The sequence below is a fragment of the Roseateles aquatilis genome (assembly GCF_002205645.1).
In the GTDB taxonomy this organism is placed as follows: domain Bacteria; phylum Pseudomonadota; class Gammaproteobacteria; order Burkholderiales; family Burkholderiaceae_C; genus Roseateles; species Roseateles aquatilis.
On sequence record NZ_NIOF01000001.1, the window covers coordinates 1,101,451 to 1,116,472 of the forward strand.

Sequence of the window (15,022 nt, forward strand, 5' to 3'; positions counted from 1 at the left end):
GTTCCTGCCGGGCTCAGCGCAACTTGAGGCTGGCCAGGCCGACCAGGCACAGCAGCATCGTGATGATCCAGAACCGGATGACGACCTGCGTCTCCTTCCAGCCCGACTTCTCGAAGTGGTGGTGCAGCGGCGCCATCTTGAAGATGCGCCGGCCCTCGCCGTACTTCTTCTTCGTGTACTTGAACCAGCTCACCTGCAGCATCACCGACAGCACCTCGGCGACGAAGACGCCGCCCATGATGCCGAGCACGATCTCCTGGCGCGTGATCACCGCCAGCGTGCCCAGGCCGCCGCCCAGCGCCAGCGCGCCGACGTCACCCATGAAGACCTGCGCCGGATGCGCGTTGAACCACAGGAAGGCAAGACCCGCCCCCGCCAGCGCGGCGCAGAAGATCAGCAGCTCGCCGGAGCCCGGGATATACGGGAACAGCAGGTAGCGGCTGTAGACCGACGAGCCGGTCACGTAGGCGAAGACGCCCAGCGCCGATCCCACCATCACCACCGGCATGATCGCCAGGCCGTCCAGGCCGTCGGTGAAGTTGACCGCGTTGCTGGTGCCGACGATGACCAGGTAGGACAGGCCGATGAAGCCGAACACGCCCAGCGGATAGCTGATGGACTTGAAGAACGGCAGCATCAGGTCGGCCTTGGGCGGCAGCTCGGTCGAGAAGCCGCTCGTGACCCAGCGGAAGAACAGCTGCACGACACCGAGGAAGCTGGTCTCCGACACGCTGAAGGCCAGGTAGATGGCCGCGATGATGCCGATCAGCGACTGCCAGAAGAATTTCTCGCGGCTGCGCATGCCCTCGGGGTCCTTGTTGACGACCTTGCGGTAATCGTCGACCCAGCCGATGGCGCCGAAGCCCATCGTCACCAGCATCACCACCCAGACGAAGCGGTTGGACCAGTCGAACCACAGCAGCGTCGACACACCGATGCTCAGCAGGATCAGCACGCCGCCCATGGTCGGCGTGCCGCTCTTGGCCAGATGCTGCTGCACGCCGTACTCGCGGATCGGCTGGCCGATCTTCATCTCGGTCAGGCGCCGGATCACCCACGGGCCGAAGGCCAGGCCGAGCAGCAGCGCCGTCAGCGCGGCCATCACCGCGCGGAAGGTGATGTAGCTGAAGACGCGGAGAAAACCCAGTTCAGGGAAATTGGCCTGCAACCACTGGGCCAGACTAAGCAGCATGGGGGTCTCCTGGGCCGCCGGACTGCAAGGCGGCCACGATCTGTTCCATCTTCATGAAGCGGGAACCCTTGACGAGGATGTTCCGCACTTGCGGCGCCTCGCCGAGGGCCGCGATCAATTCGGGCACGGTGTCGAAGGCGCGCGCGCCCTCGCCGTAGGCCTGCGCCGCGTCGCGCGCGGCGGCGCCGGCGGTCCACAGCGCGGCCAGGCGCTGGTCGGCGGCATGCGCGCCGACCTCGCGGTGGAAGGCCGGGCCCTGCTCGCCGACCTCGCCCATGTCGCCCAGCACCAGCCAGGACTGGCCCGGCAGCTCGGCCAGCACGTCGATGGCGGCGCGGACGCTGTCCGGGTTGGCGTTGTAGCTGTCGTCGATCAGCGTGACGCGGCGGCCCTGCCACTGCACCGTCTGCAGCGCGGAGCGTCCCTTCACCGCCTTGAACGCCTGCAGGCCCTCGCGGATCGCGGCCAGCGGCGCGCCCGCGGCCAGCGTGCAGGCCGCGGCGGCCAGCGCGTTGCGGACGTTGTGCTGGCCGGCCATCGCCAGCGTGACCGGCACGGTGCCGGCCGGGGTCAGGATCTCGATCGCCCAGTGACCCGCGCCACCCGCGCTGCCGGCCTCGACCGGCCCGTCGAGCGGCACCACCCACTGCGCGCGGCCCATCACATCGGCCTGGCCCTGCAGCGCGAAGGTCAGCGTCGCGCGGCCGGCGGCCATTTCCTGCCAGACCGGCGCGCAGGCGTCTTCAGCCGGGAACACCGCCACGCCGGCCGTGCCCAGCGCGCCGATCACGGCGCCGTTCTCGCGCGCCACCGCCTCGACGGTGTGCATGAACTCCTGGTGCTCGCGCTGCGCGTTGTTCACCAGCGCCACCGTCGGCTGCGCCATCGCGGACAGCGGGGCGATCTCGCCCGGGTGGTTCATGCCGAGCTCGACCACCGCGGCGCGATGCCACAGCGCCTCGTTCTGGCGCAGGCGCAGCAGCGTCAGCGGCACGCCGATCTCATTGTTGAAGTTGCCCTCGGTCGCCAGCATCGCCGCGTCGCCCAGCCAGGCGCGCAGGATGGACGCGATCATCTGCGTCACCGTCGTCTTGCCGTTGCTGCCGGTGACGGCGATGACGGGCAGGTGCTGCTGCTCGCGCCAGGCCTGTGACAGCAGGCCCAGCGCCGCCTTGGCATCCGGCACCAGCAGGCCGGGCAGGCCGGCCTCGGCCAGGCCGCGCTCGGCGATCGCGGCGGCGGCGCCGGCGCTCCTGGCCTGCGCGAGGAAGTCGTTGGCGTCGAAACGCTCGCCACGCAGCGCGACGAACAAGTCGCCACCACGCAGCGTGCGTGTGTCGGTGTGCACCCGCAGCAGGGGCGTGGCCGCGTCGCCGACCAGCGTCGCGGCCGGCAGCAGCGGCAGCAGCAGCGCATGCGCGCGGCCCAGCGTCATCAGCGGCGCGGCGGTCTCGGGCGCCGTCATCATCGCGGCGACGTTGGTGTTGGATGCGGCGTCGCTCACAGCCCCGCCCTTTCGATCAGCGCGGCGCGTGCCGCCTGCACATCGGAGAACGCGCGGCGCTCGCCGGCGATCTCCTGGTAGTCCTCGTGGCCCTTGCCAGCGATCAGCACGACGTCGCGCGCGCCGGCTTCGCGCACCGCGCGGGCGATGGCCTCGGCGCGGTCGGCGATCACCTCGCGCGCGGCGCCCACGGGCAGGCCGGCAGCGATGTCGGCGAGGATCTTCGCGGGATCCTCGGTGCGCGGGTTGTCGCTGGTCAGCACCACATGCGCCGCCAGCCTGGCCGCGATCGCGCCCATCAGCGGGCGCTTGCCCGGGTCGCGATCACCGCCGCAGCCGAAGACCACGCGCAGCGCGCCGCCCCGCGCCGCGGCCAGCGGCTGCAGGGCACCCAGCGCCTTCTCCAGCGCGTCCGGCGTGTGGGCGTAGTCGACCACCAGCTGCGGCAGCTCGCGGCCGTTGCCGACGCGTTGCATGCGGCCCGGCACCGGCGTCACCAGCGCGGCGACGCGGGCGATGTCCTGCAGCGGATGCCCCAGCGCGCGCAGGCCGGCGATCACGCCCAGCAGGTTGGCCACGTTGTAGTCGCCGATCAGCGCGGTCTGCACCGCGACGGCGTGCTCGCCCTCGCGCAGCGTGAACGCCAGGCCTTGCGCGTCGTGGCGCAGGTCCTGGGCGGTCAGGCGCGCGTCGGCGCGGTTCAGGCCGTAGGTCCAGACATCGAGCGCGCCATCGGCCCGGCCGCCGTTCCCGGCGGCGAGTTCGGACGCAAGCTCGGCCCCCTTCGGGTCGTCGATGTTCAGCACTGCCGCGCGCAGCCCGGTCCAGCCGAACAGCTTGCGCTTGGCGGTCCAGTAGGCCTCCATGCCGCCGTGGTAGTCGAGGTGGTCCTGCGTGAAGTTGGTCAGCAGCGCGACCTGGAGGCGGGTGCCGGCCAGGCGCTGTTCCTCGATGCCGATCGAGGACGCCTCGATCGCGCAGGCCGAGAAGCCGTCGTCGGCCATGCGCTTGAAGGCTTCCTGCAGGCGGACCGGGTCGGGCGTGGTCAGGCCGGTGGCCTCGATCGACGCGGTGGTGGACGCGCCTGGCACCGGCGGCTGGCCAACGCCCAGCGTGCCGACCACGCCGCAGCGCGCGCCCAGCAGCGTCAGCGCCTGCGCGATCCACCAGGCGCTGGAGGTCTTGCCGTTGGTGCCGGTCACGGCCAGCACGCTCAGGCGCGCGCTCGGCTCGCCGTAGAAGGCGGACGCGATCTGGCCGCAGCGCGCCTTCAGGTCCGGCAGCGACGCGATGCGGGCGTCGACGAAACCGTACTCGGCCGCACCGGCGTCCTCGACCAGGCAGGTCGCCGCGCCGGCGTCCAGCGCGCCGGCCACGAACTGGCGCGCGTCCTTCGCGTAGCCGGGCCACGCGATGAAGGCGTCGCCGGGGCCGACGGCGCGGCTGTCGGTGCGGAGCTGGCCGCTCGGCGTCCATTCCAGCAGCCAGCGGGCGGCGGCTTCGGGGGATTTGAGATGCATCAACATGATTCGTGCCCGCTCAGAAACTCTCGTCCACGGCCTGCAGCTTCTGCTGCGCGACGATCTGCGGCTTGACCTCCAGGTCGGCCGGCTCGCCCAGCAGGCGCAGCGTCTGCGCCACCACCTGGCTGAACACCGGACCGGCGACGGCGCCACCGAAGTACTGCCCGTTCTTGGGCTCGTCGACCATCACCGCCACGATGATGCGCGGCTTGGAAATCGGCGCGATGCCCACGAACCAGGAACGGTATTTGTGGCTCGCGTAGCCCTTGCCTTCCTGCTTGTGCGCGGTGCCCGACTTGCCGCCGACGCTGTAGCCCGGGACCATCGCTTGCGGCGCGGTGCCGCCGGGGCCGGCGGCCATCTGCAGCATGGCGCGGATGTCCGCGGCGACCTTGGGCGAGAACACCTTGATGCCGGTCACCGGCTGGTCGACCGGGCGGCGCGTCATGGTGATCGGGATGATGTCGCCGTCGCGCGCGAAGACCGTGTAGGCGCGCGCCAGCTGCAGCAGCGACGCGGACAGGCCGTAGCCGTAGCTCATCGTCGCCTGCTCGATCGGGCGCCAGCTCTTCCACGGACGCAGCTTGCCGGTGACGGCACCGGGAAAGTCGATCTGCGGCCGCTGGCCCAGGCCGATCGCGGTGAACATCTCGTGCATCTCGCGCGGCTGCATCATCAGCGCCATGCGGGCGGCGCCGATGTTGCTGGACTTCTGGATCACCTGCTGCACGGTCAGGTCGCCGTGCGCGTGGGCGTCGGTCGGGGACCAGCCGGAGATGACGACGCTGCGCGGGCCGGTGCTCAGCAGCGTGTCGGGGCGCACGCGGCCGGTCTCCAGCGCCAGCGCGGTGGTGAACGGCTTCATCGTCGAGCCGGGCTCGAAGACGTCGGTCAGCGCGCGGTTGCGCAGTTGCTCGCCGGACAGGTTCTGGCGGTGGCCCGGGTCGTAGCTGGGGTAGTTCGCCAGCGCCAGCACCTCGCCGGTGTGGGCGTCCAGCACGACGACGGAGCCGGCCTTGGCGTTGTTCTCCGCCACCGCGTCGCGCACGCGCTGGTAGGCGAAGAATTGCACCTTGGCGTCGATGGAGAGCTCGATGTCCTTGCCGTTGGCGGCGGGCACACGCTCGCCCATGTCCTCGACGACGCGGCCCAGCCGGTCGCGGACCACCGAGCGCGAGCCGTCGCGGCCCTGCAGGTCCTTCTGGAACGCGAGCTCGATGCCTTCCTGGCCCTGCTCCTCGATGTTGGTGAAGCCGACGATGTGCGCGGCGGATTCGCCCTCGGGATACTGGCGCTTGTACTCGCGGTCCTGGAACACGCCCTTCAGGCCCAGCGCCTTGATCTTGGCGGCGGTCTGGTCGTCGGCCTGGCGGCGCAGGAAGACGAAACGACTGGACGGGTCCAGTCGCTTGTCGAGCTCGGCGGGGCTCATGTCCAGCAGCTTGGCCAGCTGGCGTCGCTTGTCGGGGTCGGCGTCGACCTCCTTGGGGAAGGCCCAGATCGACGGCACCGCGACGCTGGCGGCCAGCACCTGGCCGCTGCGGTCGCTGATCTTGCCGCGGCTGGCCGGCAGCTCCATCTTGTGGGCGTAGCGGGCCTCGCCCTGGCGCTGGAAGAAGTCCTCGCCGATCAGCTGGATGTAGGCGGCGCGCCCGAGCAGGCCGGCGAAGGCCAGGCCCACCAGCGCGACCAGGAAACGCGAGCGCCACGGCGGCGTCTTCGAGGCCAGCAACGGGCTGCTCGAATAGCTGACGCTGCGCGCCGCGTTGCGCGTGGCGTTGCGGGAACGCTTGCCGCCGATCATCGGGCCGCCCCCTGCGCCTGCGGGCGCGACGACCGCGGCGCGCTGGCCATCAGCGCCGGCGCGTCGGGGTTGTACGTGATGGACGGCGTGATCGGGCGCATCTTGAGACGCTCGCGCGCGACCTGCTCGACGCGCAGGTTCGTCGCCTGCGCCTGGCGGTCGGCCATCAGCTTCTGGAAGTCGGCGTCGAGCCGGCGGCCCTCGGTCTGCGAGCGGTCGAGCTCGGTGAACAGCCGGCGCGCGTCATAGGCGCTGCGGACCATGTAGATGCCCGAGGCCAGCACCGCGATCATGAGGATCAGGTTGAGGCGGCCCATCAGCGACGCCCTCCGCGCGCGCCGCGGCGCTGCTTGCCTTCCGGCGCGGGCGACAGGTCCGGCAACGGCGCGTCGGTGCGCTCGGCCACGCGCAGGATCGCGGAGCGCGAGCGCGGGTTGGCGCGGATCTCGCCCACGTCGGGCTTGACTCGGCCCAGCGCGATCAGCGCCAGCGGCTTGGGCTCGGCGAACGGGGCGCGGCGGTCGACCTCGGTCTTGCTGTGCGCGGCGATGAAGGTCTTGACGATGCGGTCTTCCAGCGAGTGGAAGCTGATCACCGCCAGCCGGCCGCCCGGCTTGAGCCGCGCGAGCGCGGCGTTCAGCCCCTGCTGGAGCTCCTCAAGCTCGGCGTTGACGAATATCCGTAGAGCCTGAAATGTGCGCGTTGCAGGATCCTGGCCCGGTTCGCGGGTTTTGACCGCACCAGCCACGACTTGGGAAAGCTCGGCGGTGCTTCGTACAGCACGCCCGCTCTCCCGGCGAGCAACAAGCGCCTTTGCAATCGGGAGAGCAAACCGTTCTTCTCCATAGTCACGAATCACCTGTGCAAGTTGAGTGACCTCGGCCCGCGCGAGGAAGTCCGCGGCGCTTTCGCCCCGGGTGGTGTCCATGCGCATGTCCAGCGGGCCGTCGAACCGGAAGCTGAAGCCGCGTTCCGGGTTGTCGATCTGAGGGCTGGACACGCCGAGGTCCAGCAGGACGCCATCGACCTGCTCGACGCCGAGCGCGTCGAGCTGCGCGGCCATGTCGGCGAACGGGGCGTGGCAGATGCAGAAACGCGGGTCATCGACCCGCGTCTGTCCGGACGTCGCGGTCGCGACCGCCTCGGGGTCGCGATCGATGGCGATGAGCCGCCCGTGCTCCCCGAGCCGGGACAGCAGCAGCCGCGAGTGCCCGCCGCGACCGAAGGTGCCGTCGACGTAGATGCCATCCGGCGACGTGAAGACGCCGTCGACGGTCTCGTTCAGCAGGACGGTCGTGTGGGTGAAGTGGGGGGACTGCTCGCTCATGATCGGGCTCAGAAACTGAAGTCCTTGAGCGCGTCAGGCAGCTCGGACTGCATGACGGCGGCCTCGTGGGCGGCATAAGCCTGGGCGTCCCACAGCTCGAAGTGGCTGCCCATGCCGAGCAGCATCACGTCTTTCTGCAGGGCGGCGGCGGCGCGCAGTTCAGGCGCGACCAGCACGCGGGCGGCGGCGTCGACCTCGACGTCCTGCGCATTGCCGAGGAAGACGCGCTTCCAGCCCGCGGCGGACATCGGCAGCGCGGCGACGCGATCGCGGAACTGCTCCCAGGCGGGACGGGGGAACACCATCAGGCAACCCTCCGGGTGCTTGGTCAGCGTCAACTGGCCGGCGCACAGCGCCTGCAGGACCTCGCGATGCCGCGCAGGGACGGTCAAGCGCCCCTTGGCGTCCAACGCCAAGGCACTCGCCCCCTGAAACACGACATTCGCCACTTTGCCCCACCGAATTGCACTTTCTCCCACTTTAATGGCGAGCCGCTGCACGGTCAAGGAAAATTGGCGTTTTTCCCAATCAAATCAACTACTTAGCCAGGCTTTGAAAGCAATTGCGCAAAATAAAAGTCCTTCTAAATGAAGGACTTAAGAACTGCTGTGCAAGTGATGGATCAACAAAATGGTGCGTGGTAACCCACCAGAAACTGGGACAGGGGCGCCACGGATGGCAAGGAAGCAGCGAAACCGAATCAGCCTCGGGCATCACGCCGACGCTGCGAAGCCGGAGTTGATGGCCGCGCCGAGCGTCCCCATGCGGGCGCCGCAAGCTCTGTCGATGCCTAACGAGGCCGCCCCGCATCGATCCACTCCTGCAGGTCTTGCGAGTCACACGAAATCGCGCGCAGTTGTAGAGCTCGAGAAGATCCCAGCGTCGCCCCCAGCATCTCGGCGAACTTCGGCGCGTCCGGGTTCTTGATGAATTGGGCCACCTCGACGGGCGGGCAATTGCCAAGGCAGGCGGCCAAGTTCAGCCAGCTCCTCGGCGAGCTCGCGGGGCAGCAGGCTCGACGCATGGGGCTGGTAGTCGTCGACGAACGAGCGGCGATAGGTCACCGGCTTGCGCGCCGTGACGGTCATGAACAAGCGCTCGCGAAGGACCAGGCTTCGCGCGCTCCACCGCGGCTTCGCGACGGAACGCGCGTAGGCGGCGCGGGGGGACCGACGTCGAGCCCGGCCGGTACCGCGTGGCGCGGGCCTTGCCGGTTCACCTCCACGCGACCTTCGGCGATCAATCCCGGCAGCAACCGCTCGACCGCCGGAAGGCTGCTGCCCACGACCGTCGCGAGCTGGGAGGACGAGACGGGCTCGGCGCCGGGGATGGATAGCGCGATCAGGCCCTGTAGCAGGCCATCGGGGGTCAGGCGGTCGTTGCGGGGCATGAATCAGCTCTCATCATGAGCCGATTTATGCAATCAAGTGCCAACGTGGAGCCGATACGCCAATATCGGCCCATCAATCGAGCCGATACATCGTTTATCGGGCAGATATGGCGGGCGCCGCCGATGTCGAGGGCTGTTTCGGCTCGGACGTCGCCTCGCCTTGCCACCACTGCGGCGTCGCCCCGGGGTTCTCGATCGCCAACGGCGCGCCGATCACCGGCGTGGCCAGGTCGACATTGCGCAGCCGGGCCAGCGCCGCGATGCGCTCGAACGGGTCCTGCCAGCGGTGCATCGCCAGGTCGAAGGTGCCGTTGTGGATGGGCAGCAGGCGCTTGCCGCGCAGGTCGACATGGGCCTGCATGGTCTGCTCCGGCTGCATGTGGACGTAGGGCCAGCGCGGGTCGTAGGCGCCGGTCTCCATCAGCGTCAGGTCGAACGGGCCGAGGCGCTCGCCGATGGTCTTGAAGCCATCGAAGTAGCCCGTGTCGCCGCTGAAAAAGACGCGCAGGTCGTCGTCGACCAGCACCCACGACGCCCACAGCGTCGAGTTGCGGTCGCTCAGGCCGCGGCCCGAGAAATGCTGCGCCGGGGTGGCCGTCAGCTGCAGGCCGGCGATGGACGTGCCCTGCCACCAGTCGAACTGCCGCACCTTGGCCGCCGGCACGCCCCAGTCGATCAGGCGCTGACCCACGCCCAGCGGCGTCACGAAGTGGCGCACCTTGGGTGCGAGCGCCAGCACGGTGGCGTGATCGAGGTGGTCGTAATGGTCGTGGGACAGGATCACCGCCTCGATCTCGGGCAACTCGTCGAGGGCAATCGGGGGCGCGTGGAAACGCTTCGGGCCCATCCACTGGAACGGCGAGGCGCGCTCCGAGAACACCGGGTCCGTCAACCAGAAGCGGCCGCGCAGCTTGAGCAGCACCGTCGAGTGGCCCAGGCGGAACAGCGTCCGGTCCGGCGCGGCGAGCAACTGGGCACGCGTCAGCGTCTGCACCGCCACCGGCCGATCCGGCGCGGTGCCGGCGGGCTTGTGGAACAGGAAGTCCCACATGATGCCGGCCGTCTTCCAGAAGCCCTGCTCGGGCTCCGCGGCGGGGTTGTGGAACTTGCCGTCGGCCCATTGCGGCGATTGCTCGACGGACGACTGCGCGCCGACGGCGGAGGAAGCGGACGAGGACACCCTACGGGAAGCGGACATGGCGAGGACTCCCAGGATCAGAACAGCAACCACGCCGGACAGCGCGATCAGGATGAGCGGAAGGACAGGTCGACGGCGGATCGGTTTCATCGATGAGGCCGGAGGCTAAAACTTGCACTACACGGTGTAGTTTCGACGGAGTGTAGACATCCGGATCGAAAAAGTAAACTGCCCGGTGTAACATTGCCAACCATGACTTCCGACGTCTCCGCCAGCGCCCTGCCCGCCTCGCTCCCGCCCGACGACGATGCCGCCGCGCCCGGCGACGCCGTCGATCGCACCCGGCTGACCGACCGCAAGCGCCAGGCGATCGTCGACGGCGCGATCGCGGAGTTCCGCGAGCACGGCTTCGAGGTCGCCAACATGGACCGCATCGCAGCCCGCGCGCAGGTTTCCAAGCGCACCGTCTACAACCACTTCGACGGCAAAGACGCGCTGTTCGACGCGATCCTGGAGCGTCTCTGGGTCGCCACCGAATCGCAGGTCAAGCTGGCCTATCGCCCCGACCGGCCGCTGCGCGAGCAGTTGCTGACGCTGATCGAGCAGAAGCTGGCGATGTCGGACGATCCGCAGTTCCTGGACCTGGCGCGGGTGCTGATCGCCGAGGCCATCCATGCGCCGCAGCGCGCGCGGGACATGCTGTGCCGGCTGGGCGGGCGCGAGGAAGGCCTGACGGTCTGGATCCGCGCCGCGATCGCCGACGGCCGGCTCAAGGCGGGCGATCCGGCCTTCGCCGCGGCGCAGTTGCAGGCGCTGGTCAAGGGTTTCGCGTTCTGGCCGCAGATCACGATGGGCCAGCCGCCGCTGGACGCGGCGCAGCAGCGGCAGGTCGCCGACTCGGCGGCGGACATGTTCCTGGCTTTCCACGGCACCGAGCCGCGGTCCTGAGCCGCCCCCGCCCCGCCTTCGCGCCCGGAGCTTTCGACAAGAAAAAGCCGGGCCGCGACGCGAGGTCACCGGCCCGGCCCAAGCGGCGGCGGGCGCATGCCCGCCCCGCGGCTCAGTTGATCGGCCTGCGCGCCCCGGTCCCCCGGGGCGGCGGGGTCAGTTGGATTCCTTGATCAGCCGGCCCGACTGCGCCTGCAGCGGGCGCGCGTTCATCGGGTACAGCCGCGAGAACACGGAGATCTGCTGCGTCGACACCGGCACGGGCTGGCGGAAGACCATCCACAACACCCCCTCCGTACAGGGCGGGACCGTCAGCGAGCCCATGTAGGAGAAGTAGGCGCGGTCCTTGGGCAGCAGCTGCGTCAGGTCGATCTGCACCGGCGCCTCGTAGGTGTCGCCGCGTTCCAGCGGCAGGTAGTTCCAGACGGTCTGGATCAGCGCCTGGTCCTGCCCCCGCTCCAGCAGCACCGCGATCACCGCCAGGCGGCCGTCGGCGTCCTTGTGGACCAGGTGGGCGACCATGTCGTACTGGCGGCCGTTGATGCGTTCCTCGCTGGGCCGGTGGAAGTGGAACTGCGCCAGCTCATAACGACGGCCCATGATCTGGATCGCGTTGCCAGGCGCGACGTTGACCTGGATCGTGTGGCCGTTGTCGACGACCGAGAAATTGCTGGCGTGGTAGTCGAACTGGATCTTTTCCTGGTCGACCTTGATCGTGTCGCGCAGGTCGATCGGGCTCTGCCGGGTACCGATCGCGCATTGGCGGAACTCGGGCTGGAGCTGGCCCCAGCGGTCCGGCGCGCCCTCCCCGGCGTAGGACCAGGGAATGGCGGTCTTGGCCGCGGACGCGGCGGCGGCCGGCTTGGCGGCCTTGCGGGCGCGCAGGTCGACGGGGTTGGCCGTCTTCACGTCACGCGGCGGCGGGGTCACCTTCAGCGTGGAGGAATCGTCCTTCAGGCGGTCGGCCAGGCGGTCGCGGAGTTGCTCCGGCGAGGCTTCGGTCCTGGCGGGCGCCGGAGCGTCGGCGGCGCGCGCGGGCAAGGACAGGCCCGCGCCGAGCGCGAGCAGGGACAGGACGGCCGGCAAGGCGCGGCCAAAGGGATGGGACATGGAAAGCTCCGGGAACGGCGAACAACGACGAGGCGCCGGGGCGCCTCCCTTATTTCGGAGCGGGCACGGCCTTCTTGAGGCCCGCGCGGCGCGGCGAAGGTTCGCTAGTGCGATCGTTCCGGGTCGAGTTCTCCAGGCGGGTCGGACGGGTCAAGCGGCGGGCGGGACGTCGATCTCGCGTTTGACCCAGGTCCAGGCCACCAGCCCGATGCACATCATGGCCGCCGAGGTGATGGCCAGCGACAGCATCGAATGCATCACCAGCGGCACCAGCACGCCGGCCACCAGGCCGTTGGCGGCGCTGCCGATGCAGGCCTGCAGGGACGAGGCCATGCCGCGGCGCTCCGGCGCCTGGTCCAGCACCAGCAGCGTCACCACCGGCACCATCAACGCCCAGCCGAAGGCGAAGGCGCTGATCAGCGGGAAGGCCCAGACCGGGCTGTGCGGCAGCGTCAGGTTGCAGGCGATGTTGGCGATCGAGGTGAACCCCATGATCAGGAAGCCGCGCCGGATCTGCTTGCGCGGCGTGATCTTGCCGGCCAGGCGGCCGCTGAGCCAGGCGCCGCCCATGATCCCGCCGATGCTGAACAGGAAGAACCAGAAGAACTGCGTCGGCGCCAGGCCCAGGTGCTCGCCCAGGAACACCGGCGCCGACAGCACATACAGGAACATGCCGTTGAACGGAATGCCGCTGGCCAGCGCCAGCAGCAGGAAGCGGCGGCTGCCGACCAGGCTGCCGTAGCCGCGCATCAGCGGGCCGGCGTGGAAGGGTTGCTTGTGCTCGTGATGCAGCGTCTCGGGCAGCAGGCGCCAGGTCATGACGAACAGCGCCGCGCCGACGACGACCAGGAACCAGAAGATCGAATGCCAGTCGGCATGCACGAACAGGAAGCCGCCGATCATCGGCGCGATCGCCGGCGCGAGGCCGAAGAAGATCGTCACCTGCGACATCACCCGCTGCGCCTCCGACGGCGGGAACATGTCGCGGATGATCGCCCGCGACACCACCACGCCGGCGCCGGCCGACAGGCCCTGCACCGTGCGCCAGAACACCAGTTGGCCGATGCTGCCGGACAGCGCGCAACCCATCGACGCCAGTGAGAACACCGCCATGCCCCACAGCACCACCGGGCGCCGGCCGAAGCTGTCCGACAACGCGCCGTGGAACAGGTTCATCACCGCGAAGCCCAGCAGGTAACCCGACAGCGTCTGCTGCATCTCGATCGGCGTGGCGTCCAGCGCCTGCGCGATGCCGGCGAAGGCCGGGATGTAGGTGTCGATCGAGAACGGACCCACCGTGGCCAGCGCGGCCAGCAGGATGGCAAGGGCCCAGCGCGGCGCGCGCCACAGTTGACTGGCTTCGGGGTTCATGGGTGCGGTTCGATGCGAACGAAGGGCCGCGGCGATGCCGCGTGGGGAGGGCCGGGAGCGGCACGCGACAGCCCTGGAACGACGATTGCGTGCGCATGTCGCCCCTGCGCCGAGCGCGGACCGGAGCGGCGATCGGCAGTGTAGCGGGGGCCCCTACACTGCGAACCTTTTGCGGGCGAGGAGCAACGGCGGTGCCTGGCGTATTGAGCATTGGCGTGGTGGGACTGGGCGTGATGGGGCAGCGGATGCTGGCCCGTCTGGCCGGCCATGCGCGTCTGCGGGTGACCCGCGTGTGGGACGAGAACCCGGAAGTGCTGGCCCAGGCGCTGACCCACTATCCGCTGCTGCGCGCCGCCGCCAGCGCCGACGCGCTGATCCGCGAGCCCGGACTGCACGGCCTGTACATCGCCACCCCGCCCGGCCCCCACATCGCGCTGGCCGGAAAGGCCTTCGACGCCGGCCTGGCGGTGCTCTGCGAGAAGCCGCTGACGACCGACTTCGAGGCCGGCCGCGCCTGCATCGCCCGCATCGAGAAGGAGCGTCGCCGCGCGGCGGTGAACTACTCGCTGGCGTCGTCGATGGGGCTGGCCTCGCTGCAACTGGCGTTCGGCGCGGCATCGCGCCGGCCGCTGGGCATGCTCAAGGATGTCGCCATCGAACTGCGTTTCGCGGCCTGGCCGCGGCCGTGGCAGTCCGGCGCCGGCGCGTGGCTGTCGCAACGCGCCGAGGGCGGCTTCTCCCGCGAGGTGCTGTCGCACTTCGTCTTCGTGCTGCAGCGCGTGCTGGGGCCGGCGGTCGTCATGCGCAGCCACGTCGTTTATCCGGACGACGGCATCGGCTCGGAGATCTCGCTGGACGCGGAGCTCCACGCGGGCGGCGTGCCGGTGCGCATCAGCGCCGGGATCGGCGGCGACCGGGCCGACGACAACCGCATGCTCTGGCGTGCCGCCGAGGGCGAGATCGAATTGCGCGACTGGTTCGGCGTGACGCAGCAGCGTCAGGGCGAACGGGTGCAGAGCCTGGGCGACGCCGAGACGCTGCGCATGAACGGCATGACCGATCAGCTCCATCACTGGTCGGCGATGCTGGAGGGACACTCGCACAGCCTGCCCGGTTTCGGCGAGGCGCTCGCGGTGCAGCTCACCATCGAGGCGCTGCTGGCCGGCCAGGAGTGACAGCCGGCGCGCGGGGACGGCTGGGCTAAACTCCGCCCCCGTGAAGCAAGCCAGACCGCCGCTGGTGCGATCGTGGAAACACGGCACTGGAGGAAGGTCCGGACTGCATAGAGCGGCGTAGCAGCTAACGGCTGCCCGGCGAAAGCCGAGGATCAGAGCAACAGAGACGAGTCGGACCAGGTCTGGGACGGGTGTTCTGTTCGGACGGGGCGAAAGCCCCGAGCCGGACAGCCTCCCGAACCAGGCAAAGCCTGGTTCGGGTGAAACGGGCAATCTCTACGCGCAGCAACACCAAGTAGGCCAACGTCGATGCGGCTCGCAGAGTTGGCGGGTAGGTGGCACCGAGCCGGGCAGCGATGCCCGGCCCAGAGGAATGGCGGTCACGCGGGCGATCCGAAAGGAAGACCGGCGCACAGAATCCGGCCTATCGGCTTGCTTCACACTATTTTCGGAACGCCGCTCATGCCGTGCGACGTACGCGGGCCGCGCCGCGGCAAACCCCGCGCCCATCGGCGCCGAAACCCCTTCGGCCAACGTTCG

The 15,022-nt window shown here is 69.7% G+C and carries 14 protein-coding genes and 1 other RNA gene; 3 read left to right on the forward strand and 12 right to left on the reverse strand.

Annotation, left to right across the window (positions count from 1 at the left end):
* Positions 1-13 precede the first annotated feature (13 nt).
* The 10 genes from mraY to CDN99_RS04760 form a co-directional block, all read right to left on the reverse strand.
* A complete protein-coding gene (gene mraY / locus CDN99_RS04725; RefSeq protein WP_088382984.1) occupies positions 14-1,192 on the reverse strand; it encodes a phospho-N-acetylmuramoyl-pentapeptide-transferase in 1,179 nt (392 codons plus the stop codon).
* On the reverse strand, positions 1,182-2,657 hold the full coding sequence (locus tag CDN99_RS04730; RefSeq protein ID WP_088383424.1) for a UDP-N-acetylmuramoyl-tripeptide--D-alanyl-D-alanine ligase: 1,476 nt from the start codon (positions 2,655-2,657) through the stop codon (positions 1,182-1,184). The genes mraY and CDN99_RS04730 overlap by 11 nt, the downstream gene beginning before the upstream one ends.
* Before the next feature lie 35 nt (positions 2,658-2,692).
* The gene (locus CDN99_RS04735) at positions 2,693-4,222 is read right to left on the reverse strand and encodes a UDP-N-acetylmuramoyl-L-alanyl-D-glutamate--2,6-diaminopimelate ligase (RefSeq protein WP_193531676.1); all 1,530 of its coding nucleotides are present in this window, start codon (positions 4,220-4,222) and stop codon (positions 2,693-2,695) included.
* 13 nt (positions 4,223-4,235) lie between these two features.
* Positions 4,236-6,023, reverse strand: a complete 1,788-nt coding sequence (locus tag CDN99_RS04740; RefSeq protein ID WP_088382986.1) for a peptidoglycan D,D-transpeptidase FtsI family protein — start codon at positions 6,021-6,023, stop codon at positions 4,236-4,238.
* Entirely contained in the window at positions 6,020-6,340 is a 321-nt protein-coding gene (gene ftsL, locus CDN99_RS04745) for a cell division protein FtsL (RefSeq protein ID WP_088382988.1), read from the reverse strand. Before ftsL ends, CDN99_RS04740 begins: the two co-directional genes overlap by 4 nt.
* On the reverse strand, positions 6,340-7,350 hold the full coding sequence (rsmH, locus tag CDN99_RS04750) for a 16S rRNA (cytosine(1402)-N(4))-methyltransferase RsmH (protein WP_088382990.1): 1,011 nt from the start codon (positions 7,348-7,350) through the stop codon (positions 6,340-6,342). Before rsmH ends, ftsL begins: the two co-directional genes overlap by 1 nt.
* Before the next feature lie 8 nt (positions 7,351-7,358).
* Positions 7,359-7,787 (reverse strand): division/cell wall cluster transcriptional repressor MraZ, encoded by a 429-nt coding sequence (gene mraZ, locus CDN99_RS04755; RefSeq protein ID WP_510632653.1) that lies wholly within the window; start codon positions 7,785-7,787, stop codon positions 7,359-7,361.
* A 399-nt stretch (positions 7,788-8,186) separates the two neighbouring features.
* Entirely contained in the window at positions 8,187-8,438 is a 252-nt protein-coding gene (locus CDN99_RS28065) for a hypothetical protein (protein WP_141100636.1), read from the reverse strand.
* Positions 8,435-8,740 carry a hypothetical protein gene (locus CDN99_RS28070; RefSeq protein WP_141100637.1) on the reverse strand — a complete coding sequence of 102 codons (306 nt, stop codon included), beginning with the start codon at positions 8,738-8,740 and terminating at the stop codon, positions 8,435-8,437. The genes CDN99_RS28065 and CDN99_RS28070 overlap by 4 nt, the downstream gene beginning before the upstream one ends.
* Positions 8,741-8,834: 94 nt before the next feature.
* Positions 8,835-9,938: an MBL fold metallo-hydrolase gene (locus CDN99_RS04760; RefSeq protein WP_088383428.1), complete on the reverse strand. Its 1,104-nt coding sequence runs from the start codon at positions 9,936-9,938 to the stop codon at positions 8,835-8,837.
* A gap of 192 nt (positions 9,939-10,130) precedes the next feature.
* Here CDN99_RS04760 and CDN99_RS04765 point away from each other — a divergent pair, with 192 nt between their 5' ends.
* Positions 10,131-10,826, forward strand: coding sequence for a TetR/AcrR family transcriptional regulator (locus CDN99_RS04765; protein ID WP_088382994.1), 696 nt, complete (start codon positions 10,131-10,133; stop codon positions 10,824-10,826).
* Between the two features lie 156 nt (positions 10,827-10,982).
* Here CDN99_RS04765 and CDN99_RS04770 read toward each other — a convergent pair whose 3' ends face one another.
* Positions 10,983-11,936 (reverse strand): carbonic anhydrase, encoded by a 954-nt coding sequence (locus CDN99_RS04770; RefSeq protein ID WP_088382996.1) that lies wholly within the window; start codon positions 11,934-11,936, stop codon positions 10,983-10,985.
* Between the two features lie 150 nt (positions 11,937-12,086).
* The gene (locus CDN99_RS04775; RefSeq protein WP_088382998.1) at positions 12,087-13,307 is read right to left on the reverse strand and encodes a multidrug effflux MFS transporter; all 1,221 of its coding nucleotides are present in this window, start codon (positions 13,305-13,307) and stop codon (positions 12,087-12,089) included.
* 191 nt (positions 13,308-13,498) lie between these two features.
* On the opposite strand from CDN99_RS04775, the gene CDN99_RS04780 reads away from it, so the two are divergent.
* Complete coding sequence (locus CDN99_RS04780; protein WP_158218757.1) at positions 13,499-14,482, forward strand: Gfo/Idh/MocA family protein; 984 nt, start codon at positions 13,499-13,501, stop codon at positions 14,480-14,482.
* A gap of 42 nt (positions 14,483-14,524) precedes the next feature.
* Positions 14,525-14,925: RNase P RNA component class A (rnpB, locus tag CDN99_RS04785), an RNA gene on the forward strand.
* The last annotated feature ends 97 nt before the right edge of the window (positions 14,926-15,022 follow it).

Coding starts and splice junctions, on each gene's coding strand:
- ftsL (WP_088382988.1), bottom strand. CDS start 6,340: ATGGGCCGCCTCAACCTGATCCTCATGATCGCGGTGCTGGCCTCGGGC.
- CDN99_RS04770 (WP_088382996.1), bottom strand. CDS start 11,936: ATGTCCCATCCCTTTGGCCGCGCCTTGCCGGCCGTCCTGTCCCTGCTC.
- CDN99_RS04760 (WP_088383428.1), bottom strand. CDS start 9,938: ATGTCCGCTTCCCGTAGGGTGTCCTCGTCCGCTTCCTCCGCCGTCGGC.
- CDN99_RS04740 (WP_088382986.1), bottom strand. CDS start 6,023: ATGATCGGCGGCAAGCGTTCCCGCAACGCCACGCGCAACGCGGCGCGC.
- CDN99_RS04765 (WP_088382994.1), top strand. CDS start 10,131: ATGACTTCCGACGTCTCCGCCAGCGCCCTGCCCGCCTCGCTCCCGCCC.
- CDN99_RS28070 (WP_141100637.1), bottom strand. CDS start 8,740: ATGCCCCGCAACGACCGCCTGACCCCCGATGGCCTGCTACAGGGCCTG.
- mraY (WP_088382984.1), bottom strand. CDS start 1,192: ATGCTGCTTAGTCTGGCCCAGTGGTTGCAGGCCAATTTCCCTGAACTG.
- CDN99_RS04735 (WP_193531676.1), bottom strand. CDS start 4,222: ATGTTGATGCATCTCAAATCCCCCGAAGCCGCCGCCCGCTGGCTGCTG.
- CDN99_RS28065 (WP_141100636.1), bottom strand. CDS start 8,438: ATGACCGTCACGGCGCGCAAGCCGGTGACCTATCGCCGCTCGTTCGTC.
- CDN99_RS04775 (WP_088382998.1), bottom strand. CDS start 13,307: ATGAACCCCGAAGCCAGTCAACTGTGGCGCGCGCCGCGCTGGGCCCTT.
- CDN99_RS04730 (WP_088383424.1), bottom strand. CDS start 2,657: ATGACGGCGCCCGAGACCGCCGCGCCGCTGATGACGCTGGGCCGCGCG.
- rsmH (WP_088382990.1), bottom strand. CDS start 7,350: ATGAGCGAGCAGTCCCCCCACTTCACCCACACGACCGTCCTGCTGAAC.